General features: G+C 43.3%; 15 protein-coding genes. 11 read left to right on the forward strand and 4 right to left on the reverse strand.

The window, feature by feature from the left end; all coding sequences use genetic code 11:
• The first annotated feature begins 40 nt into the window (after positions 1–40).
• The 3 genes from NKI27_RS06630 to NKI27_RS06640 are packed head-to-tail and all read left to right on the forward strand — an operon-like array spanning position 41 to position 4,831.
• On the forward strand, positions 41–1,648 hold the full coding sequence (locus NKI27_RS06630; RefSeq protein ID WP_265048892.1) for an FAD-binding oxidoreductase: 1,608 nt from the start codon (positions 41–43) through the stop codon (positions 1,646–1,648).
• Positions 1,641–3,278, forward strand: a complete 1,638-nt coding sequence (locus NKI27_RS06635; RefSeq protein ID WP_265048893.1) for a glycerol-3-phosphate dehydrogenase/oxidase — start codon at positions 1,641–1,643, stop codon at positions 3,276–3,278. The genes NKI27_RS06630 and NKI27_RS06635 overlap by 8 nt, the downstream gene beginning before the upstream one ends.
• Positions 3,275–4,831: an FGGY-family carbohydrate kinase gene (locus tag NKI27_RS06640; RefSeq protein WP_265048894.1), complete on the forward strand. Its 1,557-nt coding sequence runs from the start codon at positions 3,275–3,277 to the stop codon at positions 4,829–4,831. The genes NKI27_RS06635 and NKI27_RS06640 overlap by 4 nt, the downstream gene beginning before the upstream one ends.
• 300 nt (positions 4,832–5,131) lie before the next feature.
• Here NKI27_RS06640 and NKI27_RS06645 read toward each other — a convergent pair whose 3' ends face one another.
• Positions 5,132–6,178, reverse strand: coding sequence for a response regulator (locus tag NKI27_RS06645; protein ID WP_265048895.1), 1,047 nt, complete (start codon positions 6,176–6,178; stop codon positions 5,132–5,134).
• Between the two features lie 350 nt (positions 6,179–6,528).
• Between NKI27_RS06645 and NKI27_RS06650 the strand changes: the two genes are divergently transcribed.
• Both NKI27_RS06650 and NKI27_RS06655 read left to right on the forward strand, forming a co-directional pair.
• Positions 6,529–7,017, forward strand: a complete 489-nt coding sequence (locus tag NKI27_RS06650; RefSeq protein ID WP_265048896.1) for a YajQ family cyclic di-GMP-binding protein — start codon at positions 6,529–6,531, stop codon at positions 7,015–7,017.
• Positions 7,018–7,087: 70 nt separating this feature from the next.
• Entirely contained in the window at positions 7,088–7,486 is a 399-nt protein-coding gene (locus NKI27_RS06655) for a hypothetical protein (RefSeq protein ID WP_265048897.1), read from the forward strand.
• Positions 7,487–7,593: 107 nt separating this feature from the next.
• Here NKI27_RS06655 and NKI27_RS06660 read toward each other — a convergent pair whose 3' ends face one another.
• The 3 genes from NKI27_RS06660 to NKI27_RS06670 all read right to left on the reverse strand — a co-directional run bounded on the left by NKI27_RS06660 (position 7,594) and on the right by NKI27_RS06670 (position 10,154).
• On the reverse strand, positions 7,594–8,928 hold the full coding sequence (locus NKI27_RS06660) for an AmpG family muropeptide MFS transporter (RefSeq protein WP_265048898.1): 1,335 nt from the start codon (positions 8,926–8,928) through the stop codon (positions 7,594–7,596).
• Positions 8,929–9,016: 88 nt separating this feature from the next.
• Positions 9,017–9,334: an MGMT family protein gene (locus tag NKI27_RS06665; protein ID WP_265048899.1), complete on the reverse strand. Its 318-nt coding sequence runs from the start codon at positions 9,332–9,334 to the stop codon at positions 9,017–9,019.
• Between the two features lie 58 nt (positions 9,335–9,392).
• Positions 9,393–10,154, reverse strand: a complete 762-nt coding sequence (locus tag NKI27_RS06670) for an SDR family oxidoreductase (RefSeq protein ID WP_265048900.1) — start codon at positions 10,152–10,154, stop codon at positions 9,393–9,395.
• 211 nt (positions 10,155–10,365) lie between these two features.
• On the opposite strand from NKI27_RS06670, the gene NKI27_RS06675 reads away from it, so the two are divergent.
• The 6 genes from NKI27_RS06675 to gspD all read left to right on the forward strand — a co-directional run bounded on the left by NKI27_RS06675 (position 10,366) and on the right by gspD (position 17,059).
• Positions 10,366–10,875 (forward strand): FxsA family protein, encoded by a 510-nt coding sequence (locus NKI27_RS06675; protein WP_265048901.1) that lies wholly within the window; start codon positions 10,366–10,368, stop codon positions 10,873–10,875.
• A gap of 192 nt (positions 10,876–11,067) precedes the next feature.
• Entirely contained in the window at positions 11,068–11,358 is a 291-nt protein-coding gene (locus NKI27_RS06680; RefSeq protein ID WP_265048902.1) for a co-chaperone GroES, read from the forward strand.
• A 64-nt stretch (positions 11,359–11,422) separates the two neighbouring features.
• Positions 11,423–13,072: a chaperonin GroEL gene (gene groL, locus NKI27_RS06685; protein WP_265048903.1), complete on the forward strand. Its 1,650-nt coding sequence runs from the start codon at positions 11,423–11,425 to the stop codon at positions 13,070–13,072.
• A gap of 235 nt (positions 13,073–13,307) precedes the next feature.
• On the forward strand, positions 13,308–14,060 hold the full coding sequence (gene gspN / locus NKI27_RS06690; protein ID WP_265048904.1) for a type II secretion system protein N: 753 nt from the start codon (positions 13,308–13,310) through the stop codon (positions 14,058–14,060).
• A gap of 2 nt (positions 14,061–14,062) precedes the next feature.
• Entirely contained in the window at positions 14,063–14,935 is an 873-nt protein-coding gene (locus NKI27_RS06695) for a type II secretion system protein N (RefSeq protein ID WP_265048905.1), read from the forward strand.
• A 114-nt stretch (positions 14,936–15,049) separates the two neighbouring features.
• The gene (gspD, locus tag NKI27_RS06700; protein WP_265048906.1) at positions 15,050–17,059 is read left to right on the forward strand and encodes a type II secretion system secretin GspD; all 2,010 of its coding nucleotides are present in this window, start codon (positions 15,050–15,052) and stop codon (positions 17,057–17,059) included.
• Positions 17,060–17,122: the final 63 nt, after the last annotated feature.

Here is a 17,122-nt window from a genome sequence, read left to right on the forward strand (position 1 = left end):
CAGGCCGTCGAGTTATAGAATTATTAGTTAGGGGAAGGTTATGCGTCGTTGGAATGGTTGGGGTGATGAAACAAATAGTTTAGATTTACCGCCTAATGCTGATATGTTTTTAAAAGATAAAATTGGGACTGCAACACCTTTGCCGAGTGTTTCATTAGAATCTGTTATGTCTCAAGTGCCTGTTTCACGCCTTCCAGAGCACCCACTAATAGTTGTGGCCGAAGAAGATCGAGTGCGACACGCAAGAGGGCAGAGTCTGCCGGATTTACTAGCCTCGCGCAGTGGGGATTTTGGTGTATTCCCTGATGGGGTTGCCTACCCTGAAACCAGTGATCAGGTCGCTGAGTTACTATCATTTTGTGGTGACAAAGATATTTTGGTGATTCCTTATGGTGGTGGCACTAGTGTAGTCGGCCATATTAACCCTTTTCAATCAGAGAAACCTATTCTGACGATTGATATGGGGCGCATGAATCGATTGATGGATTTAGATAAAGATAGTCTTATTGCTACCTTTGGCGCAGGCACGCCGGGCCCTCAAGTCGAGTCTCAATTACATGCAAAAGGGTACACGTTAGGCCACTTCCCTCAGTCATTTGAATTAGCTACATTGGGGGGGTGGGTCGCGAGTCGCTCAAGTGGTCAGCAGTCTTTGCGTTATGGTCGAATAGAGCAGTTATTTGCTGGAGGGCGCGTGGAAACGCCTAAAGGCCGCATGGATATCCCAACATTTCCTGCGTCTTCTGGTGGACCTGATGTTCGAGAAATGATGCTGGGTTCAGAGGGGCGCATGGGCATTATTAGTGAAGTTAAGGTTAGAGTTTCTAAGTTGGCAGACCAAGAAAACTTCTATGTAATTTTTTTTCCTGAATGGTCTAAAGCTAAGGATGCGGCTAAAGCATTAGTGCAATCACGCATTCAATTGTCGATGCTGCGCCTGAGTAATGCCATTGAAACTGAAACGCAACTGGCGTTAGCTGGGCATGAAATGCAAATTGCCTTAATGGAAAAAGCGCTTTCATTTAGAGGCGCTGATTCAGGTAAGTGCATGATGACGTTAGGGCTTACGGGCTCTAAAGCCCAATGTAATGCGGCGCTTTCTCAATTGAAAAAAATTATTAAGTCATTTAGTGGGATATACACTGGCACCATGCTAGGTAAACGATGGGAAGAAAAACGTTTTACCATGCCGTATTTACGCGAGGCACTATGGGATAAGGGCTACGCAGTAGACACATTAGAGACAGCTACCAACTGGGAAAACGTTGATAATCTGCTTAATAAAATGGAGGAGAGTTTAAGGACCGCTCTAAATGATGAGAATGAAAAGGTACATGTATTCACCCATTTATCTCATTTTTATGGTCAGGGTTGCAGCATATATACAACCTACGTTTACCGTACTGCCGATACACATCAAAAAACACTCGATTGGTGGGCAAAACTTAAGCACTCAACGTCTGCTGTAATCGTTAATAATGGCGGTACGATCAGCCACCAACACGGTGTAGGTAAAGATCATGCCCCCTTTTTACCGGTTGAGAAAGGCAAGCTAGGAATAATGGCGATTCGTAGCCTATGCGATGCGTTCGACCCTGAAAAAAGAATGAACCCTGGAACGTTGCTGGTTGATACTAACGATGAGTAAAGCTGTTTGGTCACCGGGGTGGCGTGAACAGCAACTTAATAAGTTGCGTTTACAGTCTACTGAAAAAAACTGGGATCTTATTGTTATTGGTGGCGGAATTACCGGCGCAGGTGTGTTGCGTGAAGCGACTAGGCGCGGCTTGAAGGTGCTGCTGATTGAGCAAAAGGATTTCGCTTGGGGTACGTCTAGTCGCTCATCGAAGATGGTTCACGGTGGTTTAAGATACCTAGGATCTGGTCAGTTTGGTTTAACGTTAGACTCGGTCAAAGAACGACAGCGCTTATTGGAAGAAGCGCCTGGCTTAGTAGACCCGCTAAATTTTTTAATGGGGCACTATAAGGGTGGATTTCCAGGCCCCTTTATTTTCAATATTTTGTTGACGATATATGACTGGATGGCAGGTAAGCGCAATCATAAATTTGTAAAAAGATCTGTTAGGGATTTTTTTGCACCGGGCATGAAGAATGAAAGTTTAAACGGTGCGACTCAGTTTGCCGATGCGGTTACAGATGATGCGCGGTTAGTGTTGCGAGTATTGCATGAAGCTAAGAATGAAGGTGGTGTTGCCCTAAACTATGTATCGGCTCAAGATACAATCCGAGAGGGTGGTCGTGTAAAAGGCGTGCGAGTTAGAGATGAGCTAAGTGGTGCTAGCTTTGAAGTGCATGCAGATGCGATTGTGAATGCTTCGGGTGCTTGGACCGATGAATTACGCGCAGGTCTTGGGGCTGAGTCTGTCATTCGCCCATTACGGGGCAGTCATCTTGTTGTGCCCTCCTGGCGCTTACCCACGGCCTATTCTGTTAGTTTTTTTCACCCTAAAGACAAACGCCCTGTATTTGCTTTTCCTTGGGAGGGGGTTACGGTTATTGGAACAACGGACCTTGATCACCAGCAGGATATGAAACAAGATGCCAATATTACTCAAGAAGAAGTCGATTATCTTATTGATGCCGTGAATCTGCAGTTTCCAGGCGCTCATATTGAGGAACATGATGTCATTGCGTCGTATTCGGGGGTAAGACCTGTTGTGGGCACCGGCTCACTCAACCCTTCGAATGAAAAGCGAGAGCATTCCATTTGGGACGACCAAGGGCTTATTAGTGTTGCGGGTGGAAAGTTAACAACCTTTCGTTTGATTGCGTTAGATGTACTCGATGCAGCTAAGGAATACCTGCCCAAAGACGCGAGGGATAGTGATGATGAGTCAATATTTAAACCCACTTCTGAACATGAACATGATTCAAATAACGCAGGGCTGGGCGCTCATCAATGGCGGCGCCTAAAAGGACGTTATGGTGACTTTGCTATGGCTATCATTAAGAATGCGTCACTTTCCGAGATCACACCTATAGAAACCACTGAAACCCTTTATGCTGAGTTGCGTTGGGCATTACAGCATGAAACAGTGGTTCATCTAGAAGACCTTTTACTTCGCCGAACCCGAGTTGGACTTTTGCTTAATAATGGTGGCGCAGTGATTCTCGAAAAAATTAAGCCCCTTTGTCAGTCGATACTTGGTTGGGACAACGAGCGTTGGAATACAGAAGTATCCGACTATCATGCACTGATAACGCGTAGTTATGCTTTGCCGAATCGTTATCTGGTTGATCGTCAGGAGGTCGTATGAGTCAGGGTTATATCTTGGCTGTCGATAACGGTACCCAGAGTGTTCGGGCTTTGTTATTTGATGCAGATGGCCACTTGATTGGAAAGGGTAAAGAGGAGCTAGAGCCTTATTTTTCTCAAAAGCCAGGTTGGGCAGAGCAGCACCCAGAATATTATTGGGCTTCACTTAAAAAAGCCTGCGATCAACTCTGGTCGATGGTTGATATTGATCGCACTCAAATAAAAGGGATGTCGATTACCACCCAGCGCGGCACAGTGATCAATTTAGATAAAGACGGTCAACCACTTAGGCCTGCCATTATATGGCTAGACCAGCGCCATGCAGAAGTCGAAGGCCCTGTTAAAGGGTTGTGGGGGTTGCTATTTAAGGTCGCGAGGGTAGGGGATGTTATTAAGCGTTTTAGAGAAAAATCTCAAGCGATTTGGATTAAGCAAAATCAACCTGAAATTTGGCAGAAGACCCATAAGTTTTTACTGTTGTCTGGGTATTTAACCTACCAGTTTACAGGGCGATATGTTGACTCGGTAGGGTGTCAGGTAGGGTATATCCCTTTTGACTATAAAAAACTCCGCTGGGCTGCTAAATCTGATTGGCGCTGGGGGGTCTTACCGCTCACTCAAGAGATGCTGCCCGAGCTAATTCAGCCTGGAGAGCAACTGGGTAATGTTACTGCTGAAGCCGCTTTGCATACAGGTATTCCTGAAGGTACGCCGGTTATTGCGTCTGCTTCTGACAAGGCTTGCGAGATTATTGGCTCAGGTGGAGACGCCGCCAATATTGCTTGCATGAGTTATGGTACAACCGCAACGATTAACACCACTAACGAGCGGTATATAGAGTCGATTCCTTATATGCCGCCGTACCCTTCGGCAATACCTAAACTGTTTTGCACCGAAATAATGATCTATCGAGGCTTTTGGATGGTGAGTTGGTTTAAAAAGGAGTTTGGACTTAGGGAGCAAAAGATTGCGAAAGCGCGTGGAATTGAGCCAGAGCAGTTATTTGATGAATTGGTCAATCAGGTTCCTGCGGGCTCAATGGGGCTTATGCTTCAGCCTTACTGGTCGCCTGGTGTAAGAGATCCAGGCCCTGAAGCTAAAGGTGGCATCATTGGGTTTGGTGATGTTCATACACGTGCACATATTTATCGAGCCATCTTAGAGGGGCTTGCTTATGCGCTTCGAGAGGGTAAAGAGACGATTGAAAAGCGCAGTGGCACCCAAATAACCAAGTTGCGTGTTGCGGGTGGGGGCTCTCAGAGTGATGCGGCCATGCAGTTAACGGCTGATATCTTTGGAATACCTGCCGAAAGGCCTCACACTTATGAAACATCTGGTTTGGGGGCGGCTATTGATGTCGCGGTAGGTTTAGGCATGCACCCTGACTTTAAAACCGCCATTAGTAAAATGACGCGGGTGGGGCAAGTATTTGAGCCCAACATTGAATCAGCCGAAAAGTATGATCGGCTATATAAAGAGGTATATTTAAAAATGTATAAACAGCTGCAGCCACTTTATCGCTCTATACGAGATATAACAGGCTACCCGAGTTAGTTTGGGCTATTCAGTTTATTGCGAACATAAAAAAGCGAGAGACCTAGGTCGCTCGCTTAAAAAATAAAGGCATGAAAATAAAAACGTTTGGATTTTATCCCTAAGCTATATCAATACACATATAAGCCTATAAAAACAGCGGAGGTACTACTTAACCCTCCGCTTATAGGGGGATACTACTCAAATCCACAATTAAAGGATAAGAGCTGTCGTCCTTTTTTTCTATGATAGATTGGTAATCGTCTGTCTTTAAATGTAAGTGGTGAGTAACTAATTGTAATAGGCCACTTAATCCAACGCTTAAGCCATTTCTTGTGGTGTACTTTTCCAGCGATAAATTGAAATGGTGCCAGTATCATAAGAATATTGAAGTTTGTTGAGGGCAGAGCGTTCAACTTCTTGTGCTTTTGGTGGTGTCTGCTCACTGCTAATGGCACATACACTCGTGCCTGCTTTAACCGCCACAAAACCTGCGGTAGTTTTAAACGCCTTTAGGTTTATACCGTCATGAATTCTTCGGTAGCAGCTAGTGGTACAGTGATCGATATTGCCAAAGCTTGCTATTACGGCAAACTGGCTTTCACTCACTCTGCATACTGTGTCTAGCGGCCTAATTAGGTGACGTAAACGCCTAGAAATACCTAAGAGGATCTCCTCTTGAACAGTATGACTGTAATTGGTTTTGATTTGAGTCCAGTTTTTAACGCCTAGGAGTAAGTAACTAGTGGCGCCACCTCTTGATTCTGAGTGTTCAAGATTGCCTGTTAATTTTTGCTGTGCAAATCGTTGATTACCAAGCCCCGTCTGAAGGTCAATAACATTCTTGGCTTCAAGTTCGCGGTTATTGTCGACCAATAGTTGGTTGGCGATAAGTAAGGAGTTTTGTAGGTCAACAATACGATCAGCGGCGTATATTCTTGGTAGAAGCTGTTTGTTCATATCAGACTTATAAATAAAGTCATCAACACCTCTATCGAACGCTTCTGATAGTGCTTCAACACCTTCTTTGGCGGTTAACAGAATGATATAGGTGTAATGGTTAATCTGTTCGTCAAATTGTCGAACACGCCCCGCCATTTGAAGACCGTCCATTTCTGGCATAAGCCAGTCAGCAACGAGTACGCTGACAGGTCTTTCTTCCATCATTTTTAACGCAGCTGCAGCGCTATTGGCAAAGCGGATATCTCTATAACCCGCTAATTTCAGGGTTTTTCCAATGATAGTGCTACTAAATTTCGCGTCATCAACAACAAGGATAGGTAAGTCTAAATTAGGCATATTTAAAGCGTCTAATAAGTGATCTTTAGATGAGTTTTCGATGGGAGTCGTTATTTTTGTTATATCCATGAAAACTAAATTAATACAGGCATTAAAAAATAACACTTAATACCTAGCTAGTGTCCATCCAGAAATACCGTAATTGTACCTTTTTGTCATCCTCGCGCAGGCGGGGATCCAGTGTTTTAGCGTGGTTTGAAGTCATGGATTTCCGCCTTCGCGGGAATGACCATCGTTTCTGGTTAGGCACTAGTTAGGGTATCTAGAATGTTACACAGCATAGAGTGATTATCGTTTTCTGTCTACGATCAACTTTAATTGAAGTGAACTGGATCTCTGATATTAAAAAAATGATCTGATTCGTTATAATGGCTTTATGTTAGTCTATTGCGATTAATTTATATTATTGGAGCCTTGAAATGCCGTCATTTGATACTGTGTCAGAAGTAGATATGCACGAAGTAACCAACGCTGTCGATCAAGCAAAGCGTGAAATGGGGAATCGTTGGGATTTTAAAAAAATAGACTCAAATATTGAGTTTAAAACGAAAGATGAAGTCATTGTTTTAAGTGCAGAGCAAGAGTTTCAGCTCGACCAACTCTACGACATTCTTTTGATGGCCTTTGTAAAACGTAAACTTGATGGTCGCTCGTTAGGCGATAGTGAAGACAGTAAGGCGGGTAAGCAGGTAAAGCGCAGCTATAAATTACGGCAGGGCATTGATAAAGATACATCCAGAAAAATAGTTAAACTAATTAAAGAAGCCAAGCTTAAAGTACAGGTCGCTATACAGGGTGAAAAAGTGCGTGTTACGGGTAAAAAACGAGATGACTTGCAAGAAGTGATGGCTTTTTTACGAGAGGCCGACCTCGAAACGCCGTTGCAGTTTGATAATTTTAGAGATTAATTATTCAAAAATAAATCGCAGCTTATAGCGGCTCCTGCAAACATATAGAAACTTAAGAGACTGAATAGCAATGGTTAAAAAACTTGCGGTGACTATCGGAACTTTAGCCGTCTTCGCCTTAATGGCTTATGTTTTAGTCAGTGGCGGAAAACCTATTAATTCTGACCTTTCGGTTATTGGGCAAGGTAAACCAGTACTGGTTTTGGCATATGAAAACTTTTCGCCTGTTGGTGGCGAAGCGCTTAATTTGTTGCGCCAAGTCAGAGATGATTTTGAATCGCAGCTTGACTTTGTAGTGGCTGAATTGGGTACGCCTGCAGGCGATGGGTTTGCAAGTGGCTATAAAATGACAGATGGAATGGCGGTGTTTTTAACGTCAGATGGTCAGCCGCTGAGGATTATAAATATACCGACAGGGGAGCGTGAATTGCGACTTCGTTTGGAATCGTTGCTGTCTACTGCTGAATAGATATAGTTAGCGTTTCAGTTGACTTAAAGAATCGCGTTAAAGTGGTGCACCTACAAAGGTAGAGTATTTTGTAGGGGCTGAAATTTGTCGCGATTCTTTTGTTCGATTTACGACACTCTATACTTATCAACGTAGTGTTGATCGTCTTTCCCCCAAGGCGCTACTCTAAATAGCAGCAGCATGCCTGGCACTGCGCAAGCGGTACAGAGTAAAAAGAAGTTTGTCCAACCCAGTCCGTCTGCTGGATATCCTGTCCAGTTCATCAATTGAAATGCAAATGCATTTTGCTCTGGGTCTGCCCCTTCTACCAAATAACCCGTGAGCGCATTGGCAAATGTGCGAGGCAATGCGGCGATAGCGGTAAAGAGTGCTAACTGTGTAGCGGTGTAATTTTTATTGGTGGTTCTAGCGATAAAGGCCACAAAGGCTGCGGTACCTAAACCAACTCCTAAATACTCAAACGCCAGCACAAAGCCTAAAGCCCATAGGTTATGGCCAATTTCGGCTAGGATAGCAAAGCCAAGTATGGTGACTATTTGTACTAACCCAAATAACCATAATGAACGGTTAATACCTATTCTAACCATTAATAAGCCACCTAGTAGGCCGCCAATAATGGCGGGCCATAAGGCTGCGTGTTTAGCAATGAGCCCAATTTCTGTCAGGCTGAACCCAAGATCTAAATAAAAGGGGGTAGATAAGGCTGTGGCCATGCTGTCGCCTAATTTATAAAGGAAGATAAATGCCAGAATTTCAATAGCGGGGAACCGCCCCAATCGGTTGAAGAATTCATTAAAAGGCTCAATAACTGCTTCTTTGAGCGATAGTGGAGGACGGCTAATACCGTCAGGTTCTTTAACCGCTAGTGTCATGGCGATGCCTGCGGCCATAAATAGGGCAACTATTATATATACCCACACCCAGTCTACGTGATCAGCCAAAATAAGGGCCAAAGAACCCGGGATTAATCCAGAAATACGGTAAGCATTCACATGAATCGAGTTACCTAAACCGAGCTCTTGGTCTGGCAGTATTTCTCGACGATAAGCGTCTAAGACAATGTCTTGGCTGGCGCTAAAAAAGGCGATGGCGGCTGCTAAATAGGCAATGGTCCACAAGGAGTCTAGCGGGTTGAAAAAACCCACCATAGCCATTGAAAATAATAAGAACACTTGGGTTATGAGCATCCAGCCGCGTCGACGACCTAAGAATGGAGGGACATATCGATCCATCATAGGGGCCCAGATAAATTTCCAGGTATAGGGGAGGCCGATTAAGGCGAATAGGCCAATTTCTTTTAAACTAACGGACTCACTACGGAGCCATGCCGGAATGAGCGTGTAGACAAAATACAGGGGAAGGCCAGAGGTGAACCCGGTAAATACGCAGATTAACATCCGTTTATTAAATAGGGCTTCGCTGATTGTTTCCTTGTGTGGCATTGACTTGCAGTCCTGATTCTTTATTTTTGTACTGAACGGTTATTTAAACCTTGAAGTCGTTTCTTAATGGTCTGTTGTTGGACTTTAATTATGCCTTCCATAGAAACTTTCGTAGCGATATCTTATGGTCGTTGAAAACGATGCCTTCTGCAAGAAGTCGTTGTTTTTGTTCTCGATAGGCTTCTGTATGTGCCGGAAATGAAAGTTTTCCTTGTGAATTTATGACTCTATGCCAAGGAATAGAAGAGCCTTGCGGCAGCGTTTTTAATACGTAGCCTACATAGCGTGCTTTGCCTGGAAGTCCTGCAAGTTTTGCAACCTGCCCATAGGTTGATACCTGGCCGCAGGGGATAGCATGGATTGTTTGTAGTATTAGCTGCTGATCGCTATCGGGATTATGAGGCATTGTTGAATGCTCGTTTATAATCCGTAGCCTTAATCACAAGGCTACGGATTATAAAGATTTAAATTCTTAACCCGCCATCGACTTCAATAACACGACCTGATAGGTAATCGTTTTCGAGTATAAATGCGACGGTCTGTGCGATGTCATCTGGCTCACCCATGCGGCGCAATGGTATCTGGCTCGACATCATTTCTAATGCTTCAGGCTTCATTGATGCTGTCATTTCTGTTGCTATAAAGCCAGGGGCAATAGCCATTGAGCGAATACCGTAACGAGCAAGTTCTTTAGCCCACGTTACCGACATTGATGATACACCAGCTTTAGCCGCTGAATAATTGCTTTGTCCCATATTGCCAGCGCGTGAAATGCTAGCAATATTGATAATGCAGCCTTTATTATCATTTTGAATCATTTGGGTCGCGGCTTCTCTGCCACACAAGAACACACCTGTTAAGTTAACATCAATGACTGACTGCCACTGTTCAAGTGACATGCGCTTAACAATCTCCCCATTTTTTGCCTTGATTAATAAGCCATCTCGAAGGATTCCTGCATTGTTAACGAGTCCGTCAATCTTTCCAAAGTCATTGTTTATAGACTCAAATGTAGAGATAACATCGTCTTCTTTGGCAACATTGCATAGGTAAGACTTTGCTTGGCTACCCGCTTGTTCGCAAAGCGTTACAGTTTCATCGAGTCTGTCTTGGTTAAGATCAATTAACGCAAGCTTAACGCCTTTATTGGCTAAATAGACGGCCATTGCACGACCTAAACCTTGTCCACCACCAGTAATTGCTACAACAGAATCTTGAAGTTTCATATTTGACCTTAATATAAGAAATATACGAATTGATAATATAAAGAAGTTTGTGAAAAACACGTACGGCGCGATATTATGTCAGTTATTGCCACATGAGGCTATATTTTCAATCAGTTAAAGGTTTTGTTGTATCTGATTGCCGTTGAGGCACCCTTTTACCGTTACTGCATTTTATTAGCGGTGGTTTTCGTTTTTTAACGTCAGGATTATTATGAAAGTTTTGTTTGTTCTTTTTATTATCATGCCTGTGGTCGAAATGGCTGTTTTGATTAAGGTTGGATCGTTAATTGGCGTATGGTCGACCATTTTATTTGTTCTGTTAACTGCGATTATTGGCGCCTCTTTGCTAAAGCGTCAGGGGCTAAGCACATTGATGCGAGCAAACCAGAAGATGAATGCGGGTGAAATTCCGGCTAAAGAGGTGGCTGAGGGGTTTATCTTGGCAGTCGGTGGTGCTCTGCTGTTGACCCCGGGGTTTGTGACTGACTCGGTTGGGTTTGCGCTTTTATTGCCGGGTATTAGACGTTTAATGATTAATCACTTAATGAAAAAAATGGTGGTGTCAGGGCAGCAGCAATTTACCCAAGGCCGTGGTGAGTTTACTCACACCAGAAGCACTTATAAAACGTATCGTGATCAAGACGGGGTTATTATCGAAGGCGAATTTCAGGAAGAGTCTTCTAAAAAGGGCGCTGATCCAGACCAGATAGAAAAAAAGTAATTATTTTTCCCTCTCTCTATTGAAATGAGTTTATGTAGCCCCATTTATAAAGCCACCACTGTTCAACTGATATTAACTTGTTGCTCGCTGGCTAATTAATTTAAAGGCTTCTGCGATAAGTTAATGTTGATTGTTGATTAGTTAATATTGATTTTTTTCGGATTAATAACCTAAGTTTGGAGAATCTGTGAAATGAAGATCCGCCCGTTACATGATCGTGTCGTTGTACGTCGTAAAGATGAAGAAACCACTACTGCAAGTGGTATTGTGCTTCCTGGTAATGCAGCCGAGAAACCATCACAAGGCGTAGTTGTCGCTGTGGGTACTGGACGTATTATGGATAACGGCGACGTTCGTCCATTGGCTCTTAAAGAGGGCGATACCGTTGTTTTTGGTCAGTATTCAGGTAATACCGTAAAGGTTGATGGCGAAGAGCTATTAATAATGAGTGAAAGTGAAATCTTTGGCGTACTTGAAAGCTAATAAGTCTAGATTTTGAGCTTTTAACAGGTTTTATTTCAAAGGTTAATAGGAAGGATAAATTATTATGTCAGCAAAAGATGTTAAATTTGGTGATTCAGCTCGTAAGCGTATGCTTGCTGGTGTCAATATTCTTGCAGATGCAGTTAAAGTAACATTAGGACCAAAGGGTCGTAACGTTGTATTAGATAAGTCGTTTGGTGCACCTACAGTCACAAAAGACGGCGTTTCAGTGGCCAAAGAAATCGAACTTAAAGATAAGTTTGAAAACATGGGCGCACAGATGGTTAAAGAAGTGGCGTCTCAAACCAATGATGCAGCCGGTGACGGAACAACAACTGCAACAGTATTAGCGCAGGCTATCGTAAACGAAGGCCTTAAAGCGGTTGCAGCGGGCATGAACCCAATGGACCTTAAGCGAGGCATCGACAAAGGTGTTATTGTTGCAGTTGAAGCGATTCGAGGGTTTTCTCGTCCATGCGAGAACAACAAAGAAATTGCTCAGGTAGGCACAATCTCTGCTAACAGCGATAATGTTGTGGGTAGTCTTATTGCTGAAGCAATGGAAAAAGTAGGTAAAGAAGGCGTTATTACTGTTGAAGAAGGTAGCGGCTTAGAAGATGAGCTTGATGTTGTAGAGGGTATGCAGTTTGATCGTGGCTACTTGTCACCTTACTTTATCAACAACCAAGACAACATGTCTGCTGAACTAGATAATCCATTTATCTTATTGGTGGATAAGAAAATTTCAAACATCCGCGAGCTATTACCGGTTCTTGAGAATGTTGCAAAAGCGGGTAAGCCATTGCTTATCATCTCTGAAGATGTTGAAGGTGAAGCATTGGCAACATTAGTTGTTAACAATATGCGCGGAATCGTTAAAGTGGCTGCTGTTAAAGCGCCTGGCTTTGGTGATCGTCGTAAAGAAATGCTTCAAGATATCGCTATTTTGACGGGCGGTACGGTTATTTCTGAAGAAGTGGGCTTAACGCTTGAAAATGCGAGCATTGATGATCTAGGTACTGCTAAGCGTGTAAACATTAGCAAAGAAAATACCACTATCATTGATGGCGTGGGCGCTGCGGCAGATATTGAAGCGCGTGTTGGTCAGATCCGTAAGCAAATCGAAGATAGCTCTTCTGATTATGACCGTGAGAAGTTGCAAGAGCGTGTTGCTAAGTTGGCCGGCGGTGTTGCCGTTATCAAGGTTGGCGCGGGTTCTGAAGTAGAAATGAAAGAGAAGAAAGCGCGAGTTGAAGATGCACTTCACTCTACGCGTGCAGCGGTAGAAGAAGGTGTTGTAGCGGGTGGTGGTGTTGCGTTGATTCGTGCTCTACAGTCTATTATCGACCTTAAAGGCGATAACGAAGACCAGAGCGTTGGTATCAACTTGCTACGTCGTGCGATGGAAGCACCTCTTCGTCAGATCGTACAAAATGCCGGCGGCGAAGGCTCTGTTGTAATCGATAAAGTTAAGCAGGGCACTGGTAGCTTCGGTTACAACGCAGCTAACAGCGAATACGGCGACATGATTGAAATGGGTATTCTTGACCCAGCTAAAGTAACACGTACAGCATTACAGTCTGCAGGTTCTATTGCAGGCTTGATGATCACTACTGAGTGTATGGTTACTGATCACCTTGAAGAAGGTGGCGCACCTGCTATGCCAGATATGGGCGGCATGGGTGGTATGGGCGGCATGGGCGGCATGATGTAGTTCCGCTAACCGCTTTTGGATAAATACGGCTCTTTTGTATTTATCCATTGCTACTTGAAAAAGCCTCTTTTAAATAAAGAGGCTTTTTTGTTGTCTGAGAAGTAGGTAGTGAATGAGATAAAGTTTGAGTTTTGGGTACAAATACCTGTTTAATGTTGGATTTAACGTTAGAATTAGTCTGTAATCTATTGAAGTTATACGCTCATTGATGGGCACCACAGAAGAAAAGAGCCGCGTGTTTAAGAAAATATTATTATTTGTACTGGTGTGGGTGATCTCTTATATCACTTTTTTGGTCGCAACCGTTCCTGCTAGCTTTGCTTGGAATTATATTTCCCCGCAATTGCCATTGAATTCATTACAGCTTAATGTGGATGGGGTTTCGGGTACTGCATGGAACGGCTATGCGTATATGAACTCAAGAGGTATTGAGGGCGTACTCGGTTGGGATATCTCATTTTTAGGGCTTTTGACCGGACAATTACCCGTTAAGATCGAATTGAAAAGTAATGTTGGACAGCTTGATACCACTGCTCGGTTATTCTCAAACGGAATCGAGTTGAGCGATACAAAGGGGCGTATTAACTTACCGGCTTTAAACCCCCTACTTAAACAGCATCGCATTACGGTTAATGGCACGCTTGAAATTGATAGCTTAACGATTGGGCTGGTTGACGGGATGCTATCCACCGCAGATGGTTCCTTTAGTTGGACAGGCGGCCGTGTTGAATATCCAGCCGGAAGAGAGGTTCATGGTAATGAATTTCCTTCGTTTACAGGGCGGTTGGGGCAGAAAGCTGGAAATACATCACTCGTCATTAAAGATACCGAGTCTTCGGTAAACGCCATTGAAGGTGTTATGAATGACGCAGGGCTTGCAACGTTAAAAGTAAAGCGTCGGCTTTTAGATTTGGCGAATGAACCATGGCCCGAAAACTCATCAGAAAGTGATGTGGTTTTTAAAATTCAAAGAAAAGTGGGTTTTTAAACGTGGTAAAAGATAAGCTCCCTACAGCAACGCTGATTGATAAACTTCCCCAGTGGATATTTACACTATTGTTGTTATGCCTTGTGATTTACTGCTCGAACTTATTTGCAGTGCTGACATGGAGTGTGTTGGAAGGTGGTCAGTCATATGTGGGCACTACCCGTTTTGTTGGGACTAATAGTGGCCAAGGGACTAGGGAATCAGTCGATAGCTCAATACTGTTGACCCAGAGTTTATTTGGTAAAGAGGAGTCATCAAAATCTGATCAGCAAGTGATGGATCAAGTAGAAGCGCCAAAGACAAAACTGCAATTACAGCTTAAAGGCGTATTTACCTCCGAGCGTGACAGCGAATCTAGTGCTATAGTTGCTGAGAGAGGGCAGAAAGGTGAATATTTTAAGATAGGGGATAAGCTTCCAGGAAACGCTGAGTTAGTAGCGGTCTATAGTGACAGAGTACTGCTTAAACGAAATGGAAGACTTGAAACTCTCAGCTTCGAGGATGCCGCTAAAGGTGATAATGGTTTTGCAAAGGTAGAGACATCCACTCGCCGTAGACCAGTAACATCACCTCAACAGTTTGTGGATATTGCAGAGAAAAGATTAATAGAAAGCCCTTCTACGGCATTAGCCTCAGTTGGGTTAAAGCCAGTACAAGAGGGTACGGCGTCAGGTTATGTCTATGATGGCAAGAACCCAATGCTGGCAGGCATGAACTTAAAACCGGGTGACGTGGTACGTTCAGTAAACGGAAACCTATTAGGTGACATTAATAAAGACAGAGCGCTGCTAAAACAACTGTATCAAGAAGGCAGTTTAGAAGTTGAAGTTGAGCGAGATGGGACGAGTTTTTATATAAATTACCCATTACGTTGATAGCAGATCAAAGATTAAAATCATGACCTAGTTGTGACTATGTAGTTATCTTTTTGATTTAAGTAATAATAAAATAACCAAACATATTATAGAACCATGGGAATACATTTTTCGATGAAGCGGTTTATTTCGGTTAGTCACATAGTTATTTTGAGCTTTTTGTTTATGTTTTCTCAGGCGGTGTGGTCTGAAGAGCAGACGTGGAAAGTAAACCTTAAAGATGCTGATATTAGAGCATTTGTAACTCAAGTATCGGATATTACAGGCTATAGTTTTGTAATTGACCCCCGAGTCAAAGGTAAGGTGACGGTTATATCGAATGCCCCTATGGGCCGCGATGCTGTTTATGAAATGTTCCTTTCTGTGTTACAGGTTCATGGGTTTTCGGCGATTCCTTCAGAAGGCGTAATAAAAATTGTTCAGCAAAACGAAGCTAAACAGAGTGCAACTAATTTAAGAATGTTGTCTCGTGTGCCTGCAGAACAGTTGGTTACGCGAGTCATTCAAGTAAAAAATGCGAATGCGCTTGAACTGGTACCTATTCTTCGTCCTATGGTTGCAAAATATGGGCATTTAGCGGGCGTTGCCGCTGCTAATGCACTAATCATTAGTGATCATATATCTAATATCAAACGAATTAGTGGCATTATCGATGAGCTAGATAGTCCTTCTCAGTATGGATTAGAAGTTATTCAGCTTGAAGAGGCATGGGTTGGCGATATGGTTAAGCTTTTAGAAGAGCTAGCGCCGGCTGAATTAGGAAAAGCAGGAGCAAAAGCGTCGGCGAAGAAGTTTAGTGTTGTAGCTGACGAAAGAAGTAATCGCTTAATAGTTAAAGGTGATGAAAATTTCCGAAATAAAATCAGAAAACTAATAGATAAACTCGATCAGCCTGCAGCAACCTCTGGTACAACAAAAGTGGTTAGATTGAAGCATGCCGACGCTAAAGAGATGGCTGAATTACTTAAAGGCATCATGGGTGATATTAGTTCAGAAAGTAAAGAGCAAGGTTCTAAGAAAAACAGTGGTGCTGCAGCAACTGTGTACGCGGATGAAGGTATCAATGCGTTAGTGATTAGAGCTGAACCTTCAGTACTTCAAGAAACTGAAGAAATTATTCGTCAGCTTGATGTTCGCCGCGCTCAAGTCCTCATAGAGGCGGCAATTGTTGAAATTGGTGACGAAAATACTAAAGGGTTAGGTGTTCAGTGGGCACTATTTGATGCTGGTGGAACTATTCCTGGAGCGATTACTAATTTTGGCGAGGTTGGCTTAAGTGCTGCAGGCGTGTTGGGTGCAATTGCCGCAGATGACCCTGCTGCTGTTAGTGGTGTCGCGCAAGGAGGTCTAACACTCGGTGTTGGGCAAGAAAGCGGCGGAACGAGTTGGGGGGCACTCATACAGGCCCTAGATTCAAATACTGATGCGAACCTGTTGTCTACGCCCAAAATTATCACCATGGATAATCAAGAGTCGTCTATTATTGTTGGGCAAAATATTCCAATTAAAACAGGTGAGTCCACGACCGCTGGAGACGGGACTTCAAACCCATTTACTACAATTACGCGTGAAGATATTGGTGTGAAACTGGTGGTTACACCCAGTATTAGTGAGGGGGATTTGGTTCGCCTAGAAATCACGCAAGAGATATCGTCAATTGCTGACAGTGTTCAGGTTGCATCAGATATCGTGACCCAAAAACGAGAGATCAAAACGAATGTGCTCGCTGACGATGGTGAAACGATTGTATTGGGTGGGCTAATTACTGAAGACTACAGGGTTAAGGTGAGTAAAGTGCCTTTGCTGGGTGATATTCCTTGGTTGGGGGCGTTATTTAGAAGTACTGAGAATAAGCGTGAAAAACGAAATCTACTGATTTTTCTACGCCCAACAATCTTACGTGATAAGACGAAGACTAAAGAAATTACTGAAGAAAAGTTTCATGCGCTTTGGGAGCTTAACCTAGACATTAAAGAGGACCGTGGACGTATCAGAGAACGTTCTGAGGGCGAAATTATTCCTCGACCATCTGTTGACTCATTATTTAACGGTAACCGTCTGAATGACACTGTGGATGACAATGACGAAGGGGAATATGAAGATGAAAACGGGGAAAAAGATTAACCTTCTATTTAGGCATGCATAGCGCTAACTCAATAGCGTTTGTTATTTTAAAAAGGGTCAGAT

Source organism: Alkalimarinus alittae (assembly GCF_026016465.1).
In the GTDB taxonomy this organism is placed as follows: domain Bacteria; phylum Pseudomonadota; class Gammaproteobacteria; order Pseudomonadales; family Oleiphilaceae; genus Alkalimarinus; species Alkalimarinus alittae.

Bases quoted from the DNA above. Each gene is read 5' to 3' on its own strand.
- gspD (WP_265048906.1), top strand. From the start codon at position 15,050: ATGAAGCGGTTTATTTCGGTTAGTCACATAGTTATTTTGAGCTTTTTG.
- NKI27_RS06660 (WP_265048898.1), bottom strand. From the start codon at position 8,928: ATGCCACACAAGGAAACAATCAGCGAAGCCCTATTTAATAAACGGATG.
- NKI27_RS06655 (WP_265048897.1), top strand. From the start codon at position 7,088: ATGGTTAAAAAACTTGCGGTGACTATCGGAACTTTAGCCGTCTTCGCC.
- NKI27_RS06670 (WP_265048900.1), bottom strand. From the start codon at position 10,154: ATGAAACTTCAAGATTCTGTTGTAGCAATTACTGGTGGTGGACAAGGT.
- groL (WP_265048903.1), top strand. From the start codon at position 11,423: ATGTCAGCAAAAGATGTTAAATTTGGTGATTCAGCTCGTAAGCGTATG.
- NKI27_RS06630 (WP_265048892.1), top strand. From the start codon at position 41: ATGCGTCGTTGGAATGGTTGGGGTGATGAAACAAATAGTTTAGATTTA.
- NKI27_RS06635 (WP_265048893.1), top strand. From the start codon at position 1,641: ATGAGTAAAGCTGTTTGGTCACCGGGGTGGCGTGAACAGCAACTTAAT.
- NKI27_RS06680 (WP_265048902.1), top strand. From the start codon at position 11,068: ATGAAGATCCGCCCGTTACATGATCGTGTCGTTGTACGTCGTAAAGAT.
- NKI27_RS06640 (WP_265048894.1), top strand. From the start codon at position 3,275: ATGAGTCAGGGTTATATCTTGGCTGTCGATAACGGTACCCAGAGTGTT.
- NKI27_RS06665 (WP_265048899.1), bottom strand. From the start codon at position 9,334: ATGCCTCATAATCCCGATAGCGATCAGCAGCTAATACTACAAACAATC.
- NKI27_RS06645 (WP_265048895.1), bottom strand. From the start codon at position 6,178: ATGGATATAACAAAAATAACGACTCCCATCGAAAACTCATCTAAAGAT.
- NKI27_RS06650 (WP_265048896.1), top strand. From the start codon at position 6,529: ATGCCGTCATTTGATACTGTGTCAGAAGTAGATATGCACGAAGTAACC.
- NKI27_RS06675 (WP_265048901.1), top strand. From the start codon at position 10,366: ATGAAAGTTTTGTTTGTTCTTTTTATTATCATGCCTGTGGTCGAAATG.